The organism is Acidovorax sp. KKS102 (assembly GCF_000302535.1).
Lineage (GTDB): Bacteria > Pseudomonadota > Gammaproteobacteria > Burkholderiales > Burkholderiaceae_C > Acidovorax.
The window spans coordinates 217,441-234,732 of sequence record NC_018708.1 but is presented as its reverse complement, the minus strand read 5'-3'; the positions used below and the strand labels follow the sequence as shown (position 1 = coordinate 234,732).

Sequence of the window (17,292 nt, the reverse complement as noted above, 5' to 3'; positions counted from 1 at the left end):
CACTGCCATGAACCCCACTGCCCTCGCCCGCCTGCGCTCCGTGCTGCAAACCCATGTGGACCAGGGCCTGCTGCCCGGTGCCGTGGCCCTCATCCACCACCAGGGCCACACGGTGCTGCACACGGCGGTGGGCCACCAGCGCCCGCCCAGCGCCGAATCGGCGGTGCCCGCCATGGCGCCGGACACGTTGTTCCGCATTTATTCCATGACCAAGCCCATCGCCTCGCTGGTGGCGATGATGCTCATGGAAGAAGGCCGCCTGCTGCTGTCGCACCCCGTGGCGCACTACCTGCCCGCGTTTGGCGGCCAGCGCGTGTACGACGAAGCCACCGGCACCACCGCCCCCGTGCAGCGCGAGGCCACGGTGCACGACCTGCTGCGCCACACCGCCGGCCTCAGCTACGCGTGGGAGGCCGGCACCGTGCCCGACGCCTACCGCGCCGCCCGCGTCGGCTCGCGCCGCCACAGCAATGCGGACCTGGTCGCGGCACTGGGCCCGTTGCCCCTGGTCCACCAGCCCGGCACCCGCTGGGAATACAGCCGCGCCACCGACGTGCTGGGCGCCGTGCTGGAGGTGATCGAGGGCGAAAGCCTGGGCGCCATCCTGCAGCGCCGCGTGTTCGGCCCGCTCGGCATGCACGACACGGGCTTCTCGGTGCCCGCCGCGCAGCAGCACCGCCTGGCCGAAGCCTTTGAACGCGACCCGCAGACCGGCATCGGCATGCCGCTGATCGACGTGACCGCTCCTCCCGTGTTCGAGTCGGCCGGCGGCGGGCTGGTGTCTACCGCCAGCGACTACGCGCGCTTCTTGCAGCTCATGCTGGGCCGGGGCACCGCCCCCGGGCCCGACGGCACCAGCGGCAATGACGCCCCCGTTCACCTGCTGGGCCGCGCCACGGTGGACTTCATGACCGCCGACCACCTGGGCAGCCTGCCCGTGGCGGGCGACATCCTGCCCACCGGCTACGGCTTTGGCCTGGGCGTGGCCGTACGCACCGCCACCGGCCAGGCCACGCGCCCCGGATCGGCCGGGCACTACAGCTGGAGCGGCCTGGGCGGCACCTTCTTTTTTGTGGACCCGGCGGAAGACCTGTTCGCCATCCTGCTCACGCAGGCGCCCGGCCAGCTGCGGTATCTGTGCGAGCTGTATCCGGCGCTGGTGTACGCCGCGCTGTGATTCGGACACCCCCCTGAGCGCGCGCCACGGGGCAGCCGCCAGAGGCGGCAGCTCTTCAGGCCGTCCAAGCCTGCGCAGGCAGGCTTGGAGCCGCGGCCCTCAGCCCCCCGCTCTCGCGCTGCGCGCGGGCAGGGGGACGACGCCCTCGCTGCGGGGCGGCCCTGGCTCGGCGTCTCTGGCGGGAGTCGTGCCAGTTGCAGCGACTACGCTCCAAATCTGGCGCCAGAAGGGCAGGCTTACACTCAGCGTCCTGTTTCGGAACGCAGCGGTCTCACACACCGCTGGCAAGCCCGTCCCCCCAGACCTCTTTCTTGAACCTATGCAGATTCGCTGCGCACTGGTCGGCATGCCCGGCTCGGGCAAATCCACCGTCGGCCGGCAACTGGCCCACCGGGCGGGTGTGCCCTTCATCGACCTGGACCACCGGCTGGAACAAACCCTGGGCACCACCATCCGCAGCTTCTTCGAAGCCGAGGGCGAAGCCCGCTTCCGTGACATCGAAGCCCAGGTGCTGGCCGACGTGGCCCGCCAGCCCGGCGGCATGGTCCTGTCCACCGGCGGCGGCGCCGTGCTGCGCCCCGAGAACCGCGAGGTGCTGCGCCAGTTCGGCAACGTGCTGTACCTGCGCGCCTCGCCCGAAGAAATCTTCAAGCGCGTCAAACACGACAAGACCCGCCCCCTGCTGCAAGGCGGCAACCCCATGGACAAACTGCGCGACCTCCACGCCCAGCGCGACCACCTGTACCGCGAGACCGCCCACTACGTGATCGAGACGGGACGGCCGTCGGTGCACACGCTGGTCAACATGGTGATGATGCAGCTGGAGATGGCGGAGAGTGCGGGGGTTTCGGACAGGCCTCACGCCCCTACCTGAAGACGGCTTCCGGGGCCGGCACAGCCCGTCAGGCGGGCAATCCCCGGGCCTGCAGTGCCTGCGCCCACTCCACACGATTGCGGCCCAACACCTTGCCCCGGTACAGCGCCGCATCGGCAAGTTGCAGGTTCTCGTCCATCGCCTCCGCACTGTCGAACGGCTCCGAAATCCCGACCGTAGCCGTGCAACGAATGGCACCGTGCGCGCTGTCTGTGCGCACCCGGCTTTGCTCAATCGCTTCGCGCACGCGCTCCGCCAGCCGCAGGGCGCCAGCGCCGTCCGTATCGAAAGCGATGACCACAAACTCCTCACCACCCAACCGGCAGACCAGATCACCCTGACGGGCGGTGTGTTGAAGGACCTGGGCCACGCCGCACAGGACGAGATCGCCCACCTTGTGGCCATAGGTGTCGTTGATGCGTTTGAAGTGATCGACGTCCACGATCAGCAAATGCGCCGTCGCAGCGGGGCGTCCGCGGAAATGCGCTTCCAGCGCATCCATCAGGCCACGCCGGTTCAGCAACCCGGTGAGCGGGTCATGCACAGCCATGTCATGCAAGTCGTCTGTCAGACGATGCAAAACCAGCCATACCACTGAGGGTGGGAGCACTGTCCCCAGGAACGACATGTAGATGTAGAACGCCATCTGGAAGTCAGTGCCCATGTCCAGGTTTTCCAGTCCTCCTGAAAGAATCAGCACCAGCTTCGCAGCATTCAGGGCTCCCAAGCCACCAATCAAGATGGCGAACACGGCCATCTCGGCACGCAAATGCCGGGCGAACGTGCGGGTGCCATGAAGCAAGACCGCCGCCATGGCCAGAAAGAGCGCAGCGCACGCTGCCGCCAGCAATGCATAGCGGGCTTCAGACCCCAGCAGCACCTGCACCAACCACTGCGCCACCGTGTAGCTCCCGGCAAGGACCAGCAGGGGCAAAACCACAGGGACGGGGCGATCAAAAAACCTTGCGGCCCCCAGCGCGTAAGCCGCCGGGGCGCAAAGCGTCAAGGTATGGTTGATCACACTCATGGCGCCCCACCCCGCAGGGCCGTCCAGAAGCTGCAATAGGTAGGCGCAGCCCAGCAGGAGACTTCCGAGGGCAAAGATATCGATGCCCATCTTCTTGCCATGCAGCCGCGTACTGATCAGCATGAACATCCCGCTAAAGCAAAGAAGGTGCACACAAAGCATGCTGAGGACAACGGTGGCAACCATGGCTGAGCGCAAATGAAAGGCAACGGCTACAGAGCCGCAGAGGGGTATGAAACAACCCGCGAGGAACCCAGGTGAAAGCGCCTAGGGTGCGAATCTCGAATCACCGCACCGATGGCCACTGCAGCGTGGAGATGCATGACGCGTGAGGAGTTCGCTGGGTGCGGAAGAGGGTATGGCTGGCGATGGTAAGTGCGCGTCCTACACGGGTCAAGGCAAGGGATCTGCGAGAGGCACCCGCCGCGTTTGCTGAAGCGGCGCATGCCGCGCCATCAACCCCGCGACCCAGTCGATAAACACCCGCACCTTGGCGCTCACATGCCGTTGGGGTGGGTAGGCCACATACAGCGGCATGGGCGCAAGCGTCCAGTCTTGCAGCAGGGGCACCAGCTCACCCGTGGCCACGTGGGGGCGGGCCATGTAGTCGGGCAGCCAGAGCACGCCCAGGCCCGCCAGGCCTGCGGCCAGGTAGGCGTTGCCGTCGTCCACGGCGCAAACATCGTGGCCCTGGGCGCGCACGTGTTCGGTGCCACGGCGCATCTCGAACGGCAGGGGCTGGCCGGTGCGCGCCCACAAAAAGCCCACGGTGCGGTGGTGCGGGCCTTCCAGCGCCTGCGGATGCGCGGGCGTGCCCGCACGCTGCAGGTAGCTGGGGGCGGCGTACACGCGCAATTGCAGGTCGCCCACATGGCGTGCGACCAGCGCGGGGTTGGTGAGGGCGCCGCCGCGCACCACGCAGTCCACGTTGTCGCCCACCATGTCCACGGGCCGGTCGCTCACGCCCATGTGCAGGAGGATGTCGGGGTAATGCGCGTGGAACGCGGGCAGCGCGGGGATGAGGACCAGGCGCGCCAGGGGGCTGGGCACATCTACCCGCAGGCGGCCCCGGGGCGCGGCGGCGGCGGTGGAAACGCTGGCGTCGGCGTCGTCCAGGTCGGCCAGCAGGCGCACCACGCGCTCGTAGTACGCAGCGCCGTCGGGCGTGACCTGCACGCGCCGGGTGGTGCGGTGCAGGAGCTTCACGCGCAAACGGGCTTCGAGCTGCTGCACCAGCTGCGTGACGGTGGTGCGGCTCAGGTGCAGGGTGAGGGCGGCCTTGGTGAAGCTGCCGGATTCCACAACGCGGGCGAAGGCCTGCAGGGCGTCAAAACGGTCCATGGCGTGTAGTTGGTTGAGGCGCGCCGAACGGGCGACATGCCCGCCATTGTTTGGTGATCAGGAACAGTGGTGCGCAGATTAGCCTGTTTATCAGAACAACGCACGCTTCTACAGTGCCTGCATCGCAACCCTCTGCCCTGCAGAACGAAAGGATCTCCATGCCCCAACGTGATGTTGTCTTCCCCGCAGGCCGCCAGGCGCTGTACGAGCGCAACCGCTATTCGCCCGCCGTGCGGGCCAACGGTTTCCTGTTTGTCTCCGGCCAGGTGGGTAGCCGCGAAGACGGCTCGCCCGAGCCCGACCTGGCCGCGCAGGTGCGCATGGCGTTCAGCAACCTCAATGCCGTGCTGCAGGCGGCGGGCTGCACGTTTGACGATGTGGTGGATGTGACGATGTTCGTGGTCAACCCCGAGGCGAACTTCGCAACCGTCTGGGGCGTCGTGCCCGAATTCTGGGGCGAGGCGCCGCACCCCACGCTGACGGGCATCGGGGTGACCTGGCTGTACGGCTTTCAGTTCGAGATCAAGGTGATTGCGAAGCTGCCGGAGAGCGCGGTTTGATGGCCGATTTTTGAATCAAATAGGCGGCTAGCGCTTGTTGGTCAAGCGCTAGCAGCTATTTCATTCATAGCATCACAGGTTCGGCGCCAGCAGCCGCTCCAGCACCTTCTCATCCATGCCCCGGCGCTGGGCCATGTCGTGCAGCTGGTCTTCGCCGATCTTGCCGACGTTGAAGTACACCGCGTCGGGGTGGCCGATGTAGAAGCCGCTCACGCTAGCCGCAGGGGTCATGGCCAGGCTTTCGGTCAGGCCCATGCCGATCTCTTCGGCGTTCAGCACGCGGAACAGGTCGGTCTTGGCGCTGTGGTCCGGGCAGGCCGGGTAGCCGGGCGCGGGGCGGATGCCGCGGTACTTCTCGGCAATCATGTCGTCGTTGCTCAACTGCTCGCCCGCAGCGTAGCCCCACAGGTCGGTGCGCACGCGGTGGTGCAAGCATTCGGCAAAGGCTTCGGCCAGGCGGTCGGCCAGGCTCTTGAACATGATGGCGGAGTAATCGTCCAGCGCGTCGATGAAAGCCTTTTCCTTTTTCTCCACACCCAGGCCCGCTGTGACGGCGAACAGGCCCGCGTAGTCGGCAATGCCACTCTCCTTGGGGGCCACAAAGTCGGCCAGGCAGCGGCTGGGGCGGGTCACGCCGTCGATGGTGTGCTTTTCGGCCTGTTGGCGCAGGCCATACCAGGTCATGGCCACCTCGGTGCGGGTGTCGTCGGTGTAGAACTCGATGTCGTCGCCCACGCTGTTGGCGCGCAGCAGCGCCATCACGCCGCTGGCCGTGAGCCACCGGCCTTCGATGATCTTTTTCAGCATGGCCTGGCCGTCGGCGAACACGCGCGTGGCTTCCACGCCCACGATCTCGTCCGTGAGGATCGCGGGGTACGGGCCGGCCAGGTCCCAGGTCTGGAAGAACGGGCCCCAGTCGATGTACTTGGCCAGCTCAGCCAGGTCGAAGTTCTTGAACACCCGGCGGCCCAGCGCGCGGGGTACGGCAGGCTGGTAGGCCGACCAGTCGATCGGCGTCTTGTTGGCGCGGATCTTGGCCAGGGGCCACAGGGGCGTGGCCTTTTTGTTGGCGTGCTGGGTGCGCACTTTTTCGTAGTCGGCGTTCAGCTCATCCACATAGCTCTGCACGCCGTCGCCCAGCAGGCTTTGCGCCACGCTCACGCTGCGCGAAGCGTCGGGCACGTAGACCACGGGGCCTTCGTAATGCGGCGCGATCTTGACGGCGGTGTGCACGCGGCTGGTGGTGGCGCCGCCGATCAGCAGCGGGATCTTCTTGACGCGGAAGTGCTCGTCTTTCTGCATCTCGCCGGCCACGTACTGCATCTCTTCGAGGCTGGGGGTGATGAGGCCCGACAGGCCCACGATGTCCGCCCCCTCGACCTTGGCCTTGGCCAGGATCTCGTGGCAGGGGACCATCACGCCCATGTTCACCACCTCGAAGTTGTTGCATTGCAAGACGACGGTGACGATGTTCTTGCCGATGTCGTGCACGTCGCCCTTGACGGTGGCAATGACGATCTTGCCCTTGCTGCGCACGTCGCGGCCGGCCAGCTCGTCCTGGCGCTTTTCTTCTTCGATATAGGGAATCAGGTGGGCCACGGCCTGCTTCATCACGCGCGCGCTCTTGACCACCTGCGGCAGGAACATCTTGCCCGCGCCAAACAGGTCGCCCACCACGTTCATGCCGTCCATGAGGGGGCCTTCGATGACATGCAGCGGACGCCCGCCCTTGGCCAGGATCTCGCGGTAGGCCTCTTCGGTGTCTTCGGTGATGAAGTCGGTGATGCCGTGCACCAGCGCGTGCGACAGGCGCTCGCCCACGGTCTTGGGGTGCTCGGGCGTGCCGCGCCATTCAAGCTTCTTGCTCTCGTCCTTGGCGCCGCTCTTGGCCGTCTCGGCGATCTCCACCAGGCGCTCGCCCGCGTCCGGGCGGCGGTTGAGCACCACGTCCTCTACGCGCTCGCGCAGCGTGGGCTCCAGGTCGTCGTACACACCCACCATGCCGGCGTTGACGATGCCCATGTCCATGCCGGCCTTGATGGCGTGGTACAGGAATACGGTGTGGATGGCCTCGCGCACAGGGTCGTTGCCACGGAAGCTGAAAGACACGTTGGACACACCGCCCGAGACCTTGGCGCCCGGCAGGTTCTGCTTGATCCAGCGCGTGGCTTCGATGAAATCGACCGCGTAGTTGTTGTGCTCTTCGATGCCCGTGGCCACGGCAAAGATGTTGGGGTCGAAGATGATGTCTTCGGGCGGGAAGCCCACCTCATCCACCAGCACGCGGTAGGCGCGTTCGCAGATCTCGATCTTGCGGGCATAAGTGTCGGCCTGGCCCACCTCGTCAAACGCCATCACCACGGCGGCAGCGCCGTAGCGCTTCACGAGGCGCGCCTCGTGCTTGAACTTCTCCACGCCCTCTTTCATGCTGATGGAGTTGACGATGCCCTTGCCCTGGATGCAGCGCAGCCCGGCCTCGATCACCTCCCACTTGGAGCTATCGACCATGATGGGCACGCGCGCAATGTCGGGCTCGGACGCGATGAGCTGCAGAAACCGCACCATAGCGGCCTTGCTGTCGAGCATGGCCTCGTCCATGTTGATGTCGATGACCTGCGCGCCGTTTTCCACCTGCTGGCGCGCCACGGCCAGGGCTTCTTCGTACTGGCCATTCAGAATCATCCGCGCAAACGCCTTGGAGCCGGTGACGTTGGTGCGCTCGCCAATGTTGACGAACAGCGTGCCCTCGCCAATGGAGACGGGCTCCAGGCCGGACAGCTTCATGGGGGGCAGGGACGGGGCAGACGCGGACATAGGACTCACCTGTGCAGGGGCAGCAGAAAAACAGGTGAGCGTCGTTGCGGTGGGGCTTGAAAAGCTTGTGGAGTGCCCAAGCCTGACGGCTTCACCATGGCGGTGGGGCCGCTGCAACGCTCCTTGGGCAAGCGGCGGATTTTACCGGGTGAGACGAGCAGGCGGTCGCCGGGTCAGCGCACGGGCAGGAATTGCAAGAAGGTGCCGCCCACAATGCCCTGCACATAGCTGATGGCCGCGCGGCGGTACTTTTCGGTGGTGAAGGCGGCCAGCAGGTCCAGCCGCGCGATGATCTTGCCGAACTCGCGCTCAAAGCTCAGGTTGCGGCCCTGTGCGCCGATCTCGTCGGCCAGCAGCAGCGGCTGGCCCTGGGCGTTGCGGCGCTGCGCCAGCAGCCACACGGCGGTCTCGACGTTGCGCGCGGCGTTGTAGAGGTGCTGTGCGTCCATGCCGTCGAGCAAGAAGAACTCCGTCTTGCCGCCGTGGGCGGTGATGATCATGTCGGCCGTGGCATGGATGAAGGCCGCCACGCGGTCGCCTGCGAACTCGGGCGCCAGCGCTATTGCCATGGCAGCGATGTCGCGGCGGCCCTGCAGCGGGCCCCAGGGCTGGCGCTGCAACACGGCGGTGCGCAGCTGCTCCAGCGCCTGCTCGCGGCTGGTGGCAGTGCCCTTGCGCCATTCGGCGGGATTGCGGCGGTAGAGCTTGTCGGCCAGGCGCAGCAGGCCTTCCAGGTTCTCTTGCATGGCCAGGGTGGCCATGCGGTTGGCGTCGGACTGGGCCAGCTCGGCGGCATGGGTGGGCGTCCCCTTCACCTCGCCGCGCGGCGTGGGGGCGTTGCTGGCACAGCCTGCCAATACGCAGCAGGACACCGCTACGCCAGCCCACCGGCCCGGCAATCCCCGCAGCAGCAGCAACAACAAAAACGGCCCTCTCATGGGGCCGATTATGGGTGGCGGCTGAGCGTCCCTGACCGCCGGTGAAGGGCGGTTGACATTGTTTGAAGAAGCGCGCTCAAGGCCTTTGTTACGACGCTGCCATGGCCGATGCAGGCAGGCCGAACAGGTGGTCGAACACCCAGTTGAAGACAAAGGTGTAGCCAAGGAAGAACACGATCAGCCCCAGGTCCATCACAAACGCGTGCCACAGGCTCACGCCAAACCACCAGGCAAACAGCGGCACCAGCGTGAAGACCAGGCCGCCCTCAAACCCGATGGCGTGCGCCACGCGCCGCGCCACGCTGCGCCCGCGCACGGGCTGGCGCGCCTCCCAGCGCTCGAACGCCCAGTTGAAGACGATGTTCCAGACGATGGCGATCGCCGAGGCCGCCACCGCCACCACGCTCGAATGCCCAGCGCCCTGGCCCGTGAGCAGCGCCAGGCCCACCGTGGCGGCGCCAATGGCGATCAGCTCGTACAGGGTCACGTAGATCACGCGGCGTTTGACGCCTTGCAGGCCAAAAAGAGTCGGTGTCTTGTCCATGGCCGGTACTTTATATTCGCCGCACTGACACATAAAGTCAGCTTGTTTCAGTTTTACTGATAGATAAAACCGCCATGGCCTTCAACTCCGACAGCGTGCAGGTGTTTCTGACGGTGCTCGACCACGGCTCGTTCTCGGCCGCCGCGCGGGCGTTGTCGCGTGTGCCGTCGGCCGTGAGCATGACCATTGCCCACCTGGAGGCCGAACTGGATGTGCAGCTGTTTGACCGCAGCGGACGCGAGCCCCGCCCCACCGCCGCCGCCCGCGCACTAGAGCCCCAGGCCCGGCTGCTGGCGGGGCAGCTGCAGCAGCTCAACGCCCAGGCGCTGGCGCTGACCCAGGGGCTGGAGGAGCGGCTCACGCTGGCCATCGCGCCCGAACTGCTGGCTGCGCGCTGGACGGAGGCGCTGGCGGCGCTGGCGCAAGAGCACCCGCTGCTGCAGATCGAGGTGCTGGCCGCGCCGCAGGTGGATGCGCTGGCGCTGCTGCACAGCGGCCGCGCACAGCTGGCGCTGGTGTTCGAGCGGCCCAGCATCGACGGGCGCGAGGGCTTTCAGGAAGTGGGCACCGAAACCCTGGTGGCGGTGATGGCGCCGCAGCACCCGGTGCTGGTAGCCGCCCGTGCCGCCGCCCAGGCACGGGGTGCATCACCCGAAGACGCCATGCTGCGCGAAGAGCACCTGACCACCACGCGCCAGATCGTGGTGGCCAGCCGCGACCTGGCGCAGACCGACCCGCGCTTTGTGTTTGCCCGCCACCACTGGCGCACCGACAACCACCTGGCCGCGCTGGGCCTCATCGAAGCCGGGATGGGCTGGGGCTGGCAGCCGCGCGCGCTGGTGCAATCGCGCATCGAGGCGGGGCGACTGGTGGAGATGCCGTTCGAGAACCTGAGCAACGGCGCCGCGCTGTGGGTGGACGTGGTGTGGTCCAAGGAACGGCCGCTGGGCCTGGGCGCGGCGCGGTTTGTGGCGTTGATGCGGGACCAGCGGGCGCTGGAGGCCGAGCTGGCGTGAATTGCAGCCTTTTTGGGCGGTAGCGCTATTCAATCATGCCTCTGTAGCTACTGAATTCATAGCATTTCTTTCGACGGTGGAATCGGCGTAGTCACGACTCTCGCCGTCCTCGGGCACCCACAGGCGGTGCGCCCACCCGCCGCGCTGCGCCAGGGCGCGCACCTGCGCGCGGGTGGTGGGGCAGTGGTCCAGCGCCTCCAGGTGGTTGACGACCACGGCGCCGGTCGTCAGTGCGGCGGCCTGCGCAACCTCGGCGGCGTCCATCAGGATGTCGGCGCCCAGGTCGAACCGGGCGCCACCGGCGGGCAGCACGGCCACACCGGGCTGCAGGCGCTGCAGGCAGTCGCGCACCGGGGGCGTCAGCACGGTGTCGCCCGCCAGGTACACGCTGGGCTCGCCCGGCAGCTCCAGCAGGTAGCCGTGGCCGTGTTCCATGAAGCGCGCCACCCAGCCCCGGCCGTGGGTGCAGGCCACGGGCGTGACCTGCCCGCCCAGCGCAAACGGCTGGCGGCCCTCGCCCGCCAGCGGCTGCACCTGCAGGCCGCGCTGCGCGAGGTAGGCGGCGTCGTGTGGCACGCAGAAGACGGGAATCTGGCGCTCGCGCAGAAACTGCTTGCCCGCGCGGTCCAGGTGGTCAAAGTGCCCGCGCTGGCAATGGGTGATGAGCGCGTGGGTCACGCGCTGCAGCGCGGCGTCGGCCTCGGCGGGCAAATCCACCAGGGGGTTGCGCTGGCGCCGGGTGCCCAGGTAGCGCAGCGCAGGCAGGCTGCCCCGGGGCGCGAGCATGGGGTCCACCAGCAGGCCGACGGGGCGGCCCGCGTGCTGGAACTCGAGCAGAACGGTGGCGTTGCGCAATTGGGTGATGAGCATGGGGGGCTTTCAGTGGGAGGAGGTGCTGCCATTGTTGAAAAGCAGGCCTCCCGCGAAAATGGCGCAGATTGACAATTTCTTGCGCTTTTTTGCCACCCATGGTTTCCCCATCCTCCACACCCCAGCCGCCACTGCGCGTGGCACTGCTGCTCTACCCGGGCTGCATGCCCGCCGGCCTGTTTGCGGCGGCGGACATGGCACGCGCCGCCAACCTGCGTGCGCAGGCCAGCGTGATGGACATCTGCTGGGCGGGGGTGGACCGGTTGCCCGTGCCCACCTGGCAGGGCCCCGCGCTGGCCCCCACCGTTGCGCTGCAGCAGGCTGAGGCCGATGTGGTGCTGGTGCCGGGCCTGTGGCTCTCGTCGCCTGACCAGCTGCAAGGGCCGCTGCAGCAGCTGGCCCCGGTGGTGCAGGCCTTGCGCGCGCTGCCCCGGCGCACGCAGGTGTGGAGCTACTGCGCGGGCGTGCTGCTGGCGGCCGCCAGCGGGCGGCTGCGCGGCCAGGGCGCCACGGCAACCTGGTGGTTGCGTGCCGCGCTGGAGCAGCAGTTCGCGCAGGTGAACTGGCGCTTTGACGAGCCGCTGGTGGCCGGCCCCACCGCCACCACGGCCGCCGGGGCCAACGGCTATCTGCCGCTGATGCTGCACGCGCTGGCCGCCCGCCTGCCAGCCCAGGCATTGACCGACCTGCAAGAGCTGCTGATGCTGCCCCGCCCCCGCACGGCGCACCCGGCATTTGCCGGGCATGACCTGATGACGCTGGCAGACGCCGACCTGCGCCGCGCCATGCTGTGGGTGCAGCGCAGCCCCGCCACCGATCTGCGGCTGCCGGCGCTGGCCCAGGCGCTGGGCCTCTCGCCCCGCACACTGGCGCGGCGGGTGCAGGCCCACACTGGCCTGACGGCGGCCCTGTGGATGCGCCGCATCAAACTGCGCCAGGCCAGCGAGGCGCTGTGCGACACGCCGCTGCCGCTCAAGCGCATCGCCGAAGACCTGGGCTTTGCCAGCGAGGCCGGACTGCACCGCGCGTTCCGCCAGACCACGGGGCAGACGCCGCTGGCCTACCGCATGGCGCATGGCGCGCGCTGAGCAGCTTTTGCGGCCAGTTTGGATTCGAATCCGCCCCAAGCGCTAGTGAATCATACCTTGAAAGCTATCAATTTTATAGCATCATTTTTTGAACACGAGGAAAACCGCCCCCACGCTGCTGACGTACGATGGCCTATCGAGGAGCCCGCATGAACCACCCGTTTCACAGCAGCAACAAAGACGTGGCCCAGCGCTGGTCGCAATGGCAGCCGGACGCGCCGCAGCATGACGATGACAAGCGGCCCGACGGCCAGCCCGAGCGGCGCAAGGCCGGCAAACACCGCCGCACGGTGTCGCTCAAGGACTTTGACCCGTCGGCCAAACCTTTTTCGCTGGGCGACAAGCTCAGAGACAAAGCCGTCACCGAGTCCATTGCGCAAGAGCTGGACACACTGCAGAACCTGTTCTACGCCGACAAGCGCTACAAGCTGCTGGTGATCCTGCAGGGCACCGATACATCGGGCAAGGACGGCACCATCCGGGGCGTGTTTGGCCGTATGAGCGCGCTGGGCGTGCACGCCGTGGGCTGGAGCGCGCCCACCGAGGCCGAGCGCGCCCACGACTACCTGTGGCGCATCCACCAGAAGGTGCCTGGTGCGGGCGAGATCACGGTGTTCAACCGCAGCCACTACGAAGACGTGCTGGTGCCCGCCGTCAACGGATGGATCACGCCCGAACAGCACCACCAGCGCTTTGGGCACATCAACGACTTTGAGCGCATGCTCACGCATACCGGCACCATCGTGCTCAAGTTCATGCTGCACATCAGCGCTGACGAGCAGCGCGAGCGCCTGCAGGAGCGCCTGGACGACCCGGCCAAGCACTGGAAGTTCTCGATGAGCGACATCGAGGCCCGCAAGCAGTGGAGCCAGTACCAGAAGGCCTACGAAATGCTGCTGGCCGCCACGCACACGCCCTGGGCGCCGTGGACCATCGTGCCTGCCAACTCCAAGACCCACCGCAACCTGATGATCGCCACGCTGGTGCGCGAAGTGCTCACCGGCCTGGACCTGCGCTACCCGCCAGGCGACCCGGCGCTGCAGAAGATCCGCATCGAATAGGCCCGCTCCGCCTGCGGCCCATGCGAGGGTTGGGCGCAGTGCCCATACCTACTGCAGCTTGTGACCGCAGTGTTCGCAAAAGCGGTCGTCCGCGTGCACCACGCCCGCGCACTGGGGGCACCGGGGGCTCGGGTGCGCGGCCACGGGGGCGCTGGCGCCAACAGGCGCAGCGGCGGCAGGTACTGCTGCGGGGGCCGCCGGGGTCTGCGCCTTGTCCTTGAGCTCAGCCACACGGGCGTTGACGTCCTGCAGCGCGGAGTCGGTAGCCGAGCGTATGGTGCCTCGGTCCACCTTGTCCGAAAACTCGCACCAGGTGAGGACGCCCACCATCAGCGGCAACAGGAACACGAAGGCCGATGCGGTGACAAACACCAGTGCATAGCCAACGCCCGCGCCGACCCAGTGGCTGCTGCCATAGCCACCCACCAATGCATTCCAGTCGAACCCCATGCCCGTGCCGATGATCGGCGCTGCCAAGCCGCCCACGATAAGGCTGGAGATGCCGACCAGGCCGAACACCATGGCCGCAAAGATGCCCGACAACAACAAGCCGCCAACGATTTTGCCGATGGCCTCAAACGGGTGGTTGCGGGTGATGCTCCAGGCGATGGATAGCGCGTGCATCACACGCTCCCCGTCCCAGATTGCAGGGCCCACGATGGACACGGCCACGTAGTACCCCAACAGCGCCAGCGCCACCGTGAGCACCAGCAGCGGAACCGCCATGACCAGCAACACAGGGCCAATGCCGGGCAGCTTGCACACGAGCAGCACCAGCGCCACGCCCAACAGCACCGCGCCATACAACAGCAGCATCAACAGCCCGGCGCCCACCAGCTTGGGAAGGCTGAACAGGCCCGCCACGCAGTAGCTCAGCACGCCCCGATAAGGTCGCCCGCGCGCCAGGTCGGTAAGGCATACGCCAGCACCGCTGGTCCCGGCGATCACGAGCACCAAGGCCAGCAACCCCAGGAGCATGGGAAAGATGATGGACGTATGGGCCAACATGCTGCCAAGCGCACCCAGCAGTCCAGCGCCCAGGTAGGACGCACCCATCACGGCCACCGCCTGCCAGCAGCTCAGGGCCTCGGGCAGGCGAAAGATCGAATACGGGTGGTCATCTTTGGCAAGAAGTCTCTGGGCCTGATTCATGGTCGTTTCCCTCTCTCTGTTGTTGTGGTGTTGCGTTGTGGTTTGCTTGCGCTCATTGGCCTCACGGGCACTCGGGGATACGACCCCAAGCGTCGCCGCAGAAATTCTGGCGGGTGCGCGCCAGGCAAGTGGCGCGCGACAACTCGTTGCTCATGGCCGCGCACTGCGCCAGCGCGCCACGCAGGCGGGCCAGGCTGTCACCGGGCGACGGCATGGGCCGTGCCACTGAAGGCCAAGGCGCGTCGTCGGTCGGCGCCGCAGAGCGCTTGGTGCTACTGGGTGGCGGTACAGCATCGGACACACGGGGCACGGTGACGGGGGTGAACGGCGGCTCGGCTACCGCTGGCGCAGACGCGGGTACCGGGGACGGTAGGGTGACGGTGGCGGCAGGTGCAGCGGCCGCTGCTCGCGTCCGCTCCGATTCGATGATTTCTTCCACCGGTTCGGCACGGGCGGGGGCAGACTCGGCCGCGCTGGGGGCATCAGGCACGGTAACAGGCGCTGCGATGGCAGGGGTCTGGGACATGGTCGAAGCGGTATCCGGCCGGCCCAACAGGTACCAGGCCGCAGCGCCGACTACGGCGAGCACGGCTGCAGCTGCCAGCACGTAGGCCGCGACAGGGCGCTGGCGAGCCGCAGCAGCTGCAGGGCGTTCGTCATCCTCGAACATGAACTCCATCGGCGGGGGAGCTGCGGGTGCGGGCACCGCTGGGGGCGTCACGGCCCGCGCAGCGTCAGTGGCAAGTGGCTCGGGGTGCAGCAGTGGTGCAGGGTCTACAACGGCCGCGACCACAGGGGCATCAATGGGTTCCGCAACAGGATCGAAGGTCGGCTTGACGACCGAATCAGCAACGGTGTCCACGTCAACGGCAAAGATTGGGGCAGGCGCCTCTGTAGGCACAGGCTTTGGCACTGCCTCGCTAGACACGGTCTGCGTAACCAGAGAATGTCCGCACTGCGCGCAAAACCGCGCTGCAGATTTGTTGCGGGCCTGGCATTGCGGGCAGGGGGTGGTCAGCTCAGCGCCGCAGGTGGTGCAGCAGCGGGCGCTGTCACGGTTGTGGCCATGGCAGGCAGGACATATCACACTCATTGAAATCCCTCTCTCTTCATAACCCAGTATCCGGTTCTGTGCCCGGTCGGCCGAGTCTAGACGCTATGGATGGCCCAAAGATGACGGCACCGTTCTGCGCGGCTTGACTCAGCGCAAATTGCCGCACTGCAGCATTGGAACGCGTTTTGTCAAACCATGCACAAAACGCATAACCCACAAACACACCGGCCTTGGACAGTGCCCCAGCCCAGGCATAAGCTTCGCAGCCTGAACTGATCCCACAAGGAAATTCACCATGTCAAACCCTGTCGGCGCCCCCGCCGCACAATCCCACCCCCTGCCCTCGTACCTGCAGGCCGACCACCTCGGCCCCTGGGGCAACTACCTGCAGCAGGTGGACCGCGTCACCCCTTACCTGGGCAGCCTGGCGCGTTGGGTGGAAACGCTCAAGCGCCCCAAGCGCATCCTGATCGTGGACGTGCCGATTGAGCTGGACAACGGCACCATCGCCCACTACGAAGGCTACCGCGTGCAGCACAACCTGAGCCGCGGCCCCGGCAAGGGTGGCGTGCGTTTTCACCAGGACGTGACGCTGTCCGAGGTGATGGCCCTGTCGGCCTGGATGTCGGTGAAGAACGCGGCGGTGAACGTGCCCTACGGCGGCGCCAAGGGCGGTATCCGCGTGGACCCCAAGAAGCTCTCGATGGGTGAGCTGGAGCGCCTCACGCGCCGCTACACCAGCGAGATCGGCCTGCTGATCGGCCCGTCCAAGGACATCCCTGCACCTGACGTGAACACCAACGGCCAGGTCATGGCCTGGATGATGGACACCTACTCGATGAACGTGGGCGCCACCGCCACCGGCGTGGTCACCGGCAAGCCTGTGGACCTGGGCGGCTCGCTGGGCCGTGTGGAAGCCACCGGCCGCGGTGTGTTCACCGTGGGCGTGGAAGCCGCCAAGCTGACCGGCCTGGCGCTCGACGGCGCCCGCGTGGCCGTGCAGGGCTTTGGCAACGTGGGCGGCATTGCCGCCAAGCTGTTTGCCGAAGCGGGTGCCAAGGTAGTGGCGGTGCAAGACCACACCGGCACCATCTTCAACAGCAAGGGCGTGGATGTGCCCGCCCTGCTGGCGCATGTGAAGACCCGTGGTGGCGTGGGCGGCTTTGCCGGCGCCGACGTGATGAAGGCCGAAGAGTTCTGGGGCGTGGATTGCGAGATCCTGATCCCTGCCGCGCTGGAAGGCCAGATCACCAAGGACAACGCGGGCCAGATCAAGGCCAAGCTCGTGATCGAAGGCGCCAACGGCCCCACGACCACCGAGGCCGACGACATCCTGCACGACAAGGGCGTGCTGGTGCTGCCCGATGTGATCGCCAACGCCGGTGGCGTGACAGTGAGCTACTTTGAGTGGGTGCAGGACTTCTCCAGCTTCTTCTGGAGCGAGGACGAGATCAACGCCCGCCTGGTGCGCATCATGCAAGAGGCCTTTGCGGGCATCTGGCAAGTGGCGCAAGAGCACAAGGTGAGCCTGCGCACCGCCACCTTCATCGTGGCCTGCCAGCGCATCCTGCACGCCCGCGAAATGCGCGGCCTGTATCCGTAAGCCCTCGCCCGCCCCACCGGCCCGCCTCTTACCCGGGGCAGGCCGTCACACCACCGCCAGCCGCTGCGATCCAGCCCTGGCGGTTTTTCTTTGCCCAGGCCTTGCGCAGCCACCGTGGCTGTTGCGCCGTGGCGACGCAGCAAGCGCGCGCAACGGCCGTTCAAGGCCCCAGA

Annotated in this window: 15 protein-coding genes, 1 pseudogene and 1 riboswitch; of the genes and pseudogenes, 7 read left to right on the top strand and 9 right to left on the bottom strand. The window is 67.0% G+C overall.

The features are described from left to right. Positions 1–7 precede the first annotated feature (7 nt). Both C380_RS01070 and C380_RS01060 read left to right on the top strand, forming a co-directional pair. A complete protein-coding gene (locus tag C380_RS01070; protein WP_015012041.1) occupies positions 8–1,177 on the top strand; it encodes a serine hydrolase in 1,170 nt (389 codons plus the stop codon). A 319-nt stretch (positions 1,178–1,496) separates the two neighbouring features. Continuing rightward, complete coding sequence (locus C380_RS01060) at positions 1,497–2,051, top strand: shikimate kinase (RefSeq protein WP_015012040.1); 555 nt, start codon at positions 1,497–1,499, stop codon at positions 2,049–2,051. Between the two features lie 28 nt (positions 2,052–2,079). Here the strand turns inward: C380_RS01060 and C380_RS01055 are convergent, their stop codons facing one another. Both C380_RS01055 and C380_RS01050 read right to left on the bottom strand, forming a co-directional pair. After that, positions 2,080–3,264, bottom strand: a complete 1,185-nt coding sequence (locus C380_RS01055; protein WP_043565038.1) for a GGDEF domain-containing protein — start codon at positions 3,262–3,264, stop codon at positions 2,080–2,082. 207 nt (positions 3,265–3,471) lie between these two features. Then, positions 3,472–4,419 (bottom strand): LysR family transcriptional regulator, encoded by a 948-nt coding sequence (locus C380_RS01050; protein WP_015012038.1) that lies wholly within the window; start codon positions 4,417–4,419, stop codon positions 3,472–3,474. A 158-nt stretch (positions 4,420–4,577) separates the two neighbouring features. Between C380_RS01050 and C380_RS01045 the strand changes: the two genes are divergently transcribed. Further along, the gene (locus C380_RS01045) at positions 4,578–4,979 is read left to right on the top strand and encodes a RidA family protein (protein WP_015012037.1); all 402 of its coding nucleotides are present in this window, start codon (positions 4,578–4,580) and stop codon (positions 4,977–4,979) included. A 72-nt stretch (positions 4,980–5,051) separates the two neighbouring features. Here the strand turns inward: C380_RS01045 and metH are convergent, their stop codons facing one another. From metH to C380_RS01030, 3 genes are all read right to left on the bottom strand, one after another. Further along, positions 5,052–7,802, bottom strand: coding sequence for a methionine synthase (metH, locus tag C380_RS01040; protein WP_369750477.1), 2,751 nt, complete (start codon positions 7,800–7,802; stop codon positions 5,052–5,054). 20 nt (positions 7,803–7,822) lie between these two features. Then, positions 7,823–7,924, bottom strand: a riboswitch (S-adenosyl-L-homocysteine riboswitch). A 42-nt stretch (positions 7,925–7,966) separates the two neighbouring features. Beyond that, a complete protein-coding gene (locus C380_RS01035; RefSeq protein ID WP_043565037.1) occupies positions 7,967–8,731 on the bottom strand; it encodes a hypothetical protein in 765 nt (254 codons plus the stop codon). Positions 8,732–8,819: 88 nt separating this feature from the next. Continuing rightward, the gene (locus tag C380_RS01030; RefSeq protein WP_015012034.1) at positions 8,820–9,275 is read right to left on the bottom strand and encodes a PACE efflux transporter; all 456 of its coding nucleotides are present in this window, start codon (positions 9,273–9,275) and stop codon (positions 8,820–8,822) included. 74 nt (positions 9,276–9,349) lie between these two features. Between C380_RS01030 and C380_RS01025 the strand changes: the two genes are divergently transcribed. Further along, entirely contained in the window at positions 9,350–10,291 is a 942-nt protein-coding gene (locus tag C380_RS01025) for a LysR family transcriptional regulator (RefSeq protein WP_015012033.1), read from the top strand. Between the two features lie 33 nt (positions 10,292–10,324). Here C380_RS01025 and C380_RS01020 read toward each other — a convergent pair whose 3' ends face one another. After that, positions 10,325–11,161: an MBL fold metallo-hydrolase gene (locus C380_RS01020; RefSeq protein ID WP_015012032.1), complete on the bottom strand. Its 837-nt coding sequence runs from the start codon at positions 11,159–11,161 to the stop codon at positions 10,325–10,327. A 98-nt stretch (positions 11,162–11,259) separates the two neighbouring features. On the opposite strand from C380_RS01020, the gene C380_RS01015 reads away from it, so the two are divergent. Next, positions 11,260–12,249, top strand: coding sequence for a GlxA family transcriptional regulator (locus C380_RS01015; protein WP_043565035.1), 990 nt, complete (start codon positions 11,260–11,262; stop codon positions 12,247–12,249). Positions 12,250–12,398: 149 nt separating this feature from the next. Continuing rightward, a complete protein-coding gene (locus C380_RS01010) occupies positions 12,399–13,310 on the top strand; it encodes a polyphosphate--nucleotide phosphotransferase (RefSeq protein ID WP_015012030.1) in 912 nt (303 codons plus the stop codon). Positions 13,311–13,358: 48 nt separating this feature from the next. Here the strand turns inward: C380_RS01010 and C380_RS01005 are convergent, their stop codons facing one another. The 3 genes and pseudogenes from C380_RS01005 to C380_RS25750 all read right to left on the bottom strand — a co-directional run. Further along, positions 13,359–14,462, bottom strand: a complete 1,104-nt coding sequence (locus C380_RS01005; protein ID WP_015012029.1) for a zinc ribbon domain-containing protein — start codon at positions 14,460–14,462, stop codon at positions 13,359–13,361. Positions 14,463–14,523: 61 nt separating this feature from the next. Next, positions 14,524–15,324 carry a hypothetical protein gene (locus C380_RS24810; RefSeq protein WP_238544061.1) on the bottom strand — a complete coding sequence of 267 codons (801 nt, stop codon included), beginning with the start codon at positions 15,322–15,324 and terminating at the stop codon, positions 14,524–14,526. Between the two features lie 99 nt (positions 15,325–15,423). Then, positions 15,424–15,555: pseudogene (locus tag C380_RS25750) on the bottom strand (zinc ribbon domain-containing protein); the annotation flags it as partial. Positions 15,556–15,811: 256 nt separating this feature from the next. On the opposite strand from C380_RS25750, the gene C380_RS00995 reads away from it, so the two are divergent. Beyond that, a complete protein-coding gene (locus C380_RS00995; RefSeq protein ID WP_015012027.1) occupies positions 15,812–17,119 on the top strand; it encodes a Glu/Leu/Phe/Val dehydrogenase in 1,308 nt (435 codons plus the stop codon). Positions 17,120–17,292 lie beyond the last annotated feature (173 nt).

Coding starts and splice junctions, on each gene's coding strand:
- C380_RS01020 (WP_015012032.1), bottom strand. CDS start 11,161: ATGCTCATCACCCAATTGCGCAACGCCACCGTTCTGCTCGAGTTCCAG.
- C380_RS01025 (WP_015012033.1), top strand. CDS start 9,350: ATGGCCTTCAACTCCGACAGCGTGCAGGTGTTTCTGACGGTGCTCGAC.
- C380_RS00995 (WP_015012027.1), top strand. CDS start 15,812: ATGTCAAACCCTGTCGGCGCCCCCGCCGCACAATCCCACCCCCTGCCC.
- C380_RS01060 (WP_015012040.1), top strand. CDS start 1,497: ATGCAGATTCGCTGCGCACTGGTCGGCATGCCCGGCTCGGGCAAATCC.
- C380_RS01055 (WP_043565038.1), bottom strand. CDS start 3,264: ATGGTTGCCACCGTTGTCCTCAGCATGCTTTGTGTGCACCTTCTTTGC.
- C380_RS01045 (WP_015012037.1), top strand. CDS start 4,578: ATGCCCCAACGTGATGTTGTCTTCCCCGCAGGCCGCCAGGCGCTGTAC.
- C380_RS01010 (WP_015012030.1), top strand. CDS start 12,399: ATGAACCACCCGTTTCACAGCAGCAACAAAGACGTGGCCCAGCGCTGG.
- C380_RS01030 (WP_015012034.1), bottom strand. CDS start 9,275: ATGGACAAGACACCGACTCTTTTTGGCCTGCAAGGCGTCAAACGCCGC.
- C380_RS01070 (WP_015012041.1), top strand. CDS start 8: ATGAACCCCACTGCCCTCGCCCGCCTGCGCTCCGTGCTGCAAACCCAT.
- C380_RS01015 (WP_043565035.1), top strand. CDS start 11,260: ATGGTTTCCCCATCCTCCACACCCCAGCCGCCACTGCGCGTGGCACTG.
- C380_RS01005 (WP_015012029.1), bottom strand. CDS start 14,462: ATGAATCAGGCCCAGAGACTTCTTGCCAAAGATGACCACCCGTATTCG.
- C380_RS01050 (WP_015012038.1), bottom strand. CDS start 4,419: ATGGACCGTTTTGACGCCCTGCAGGCCTTCGCCCGCGTTGTGGAATCC.
- C380_RS01035 (WP_043565037.1), bottom strand. CDS start 8,731: ATGAGAGGGCCGTTTTTGTTGTTGCTGCTGCTGCGGGGATTGCCGGGC.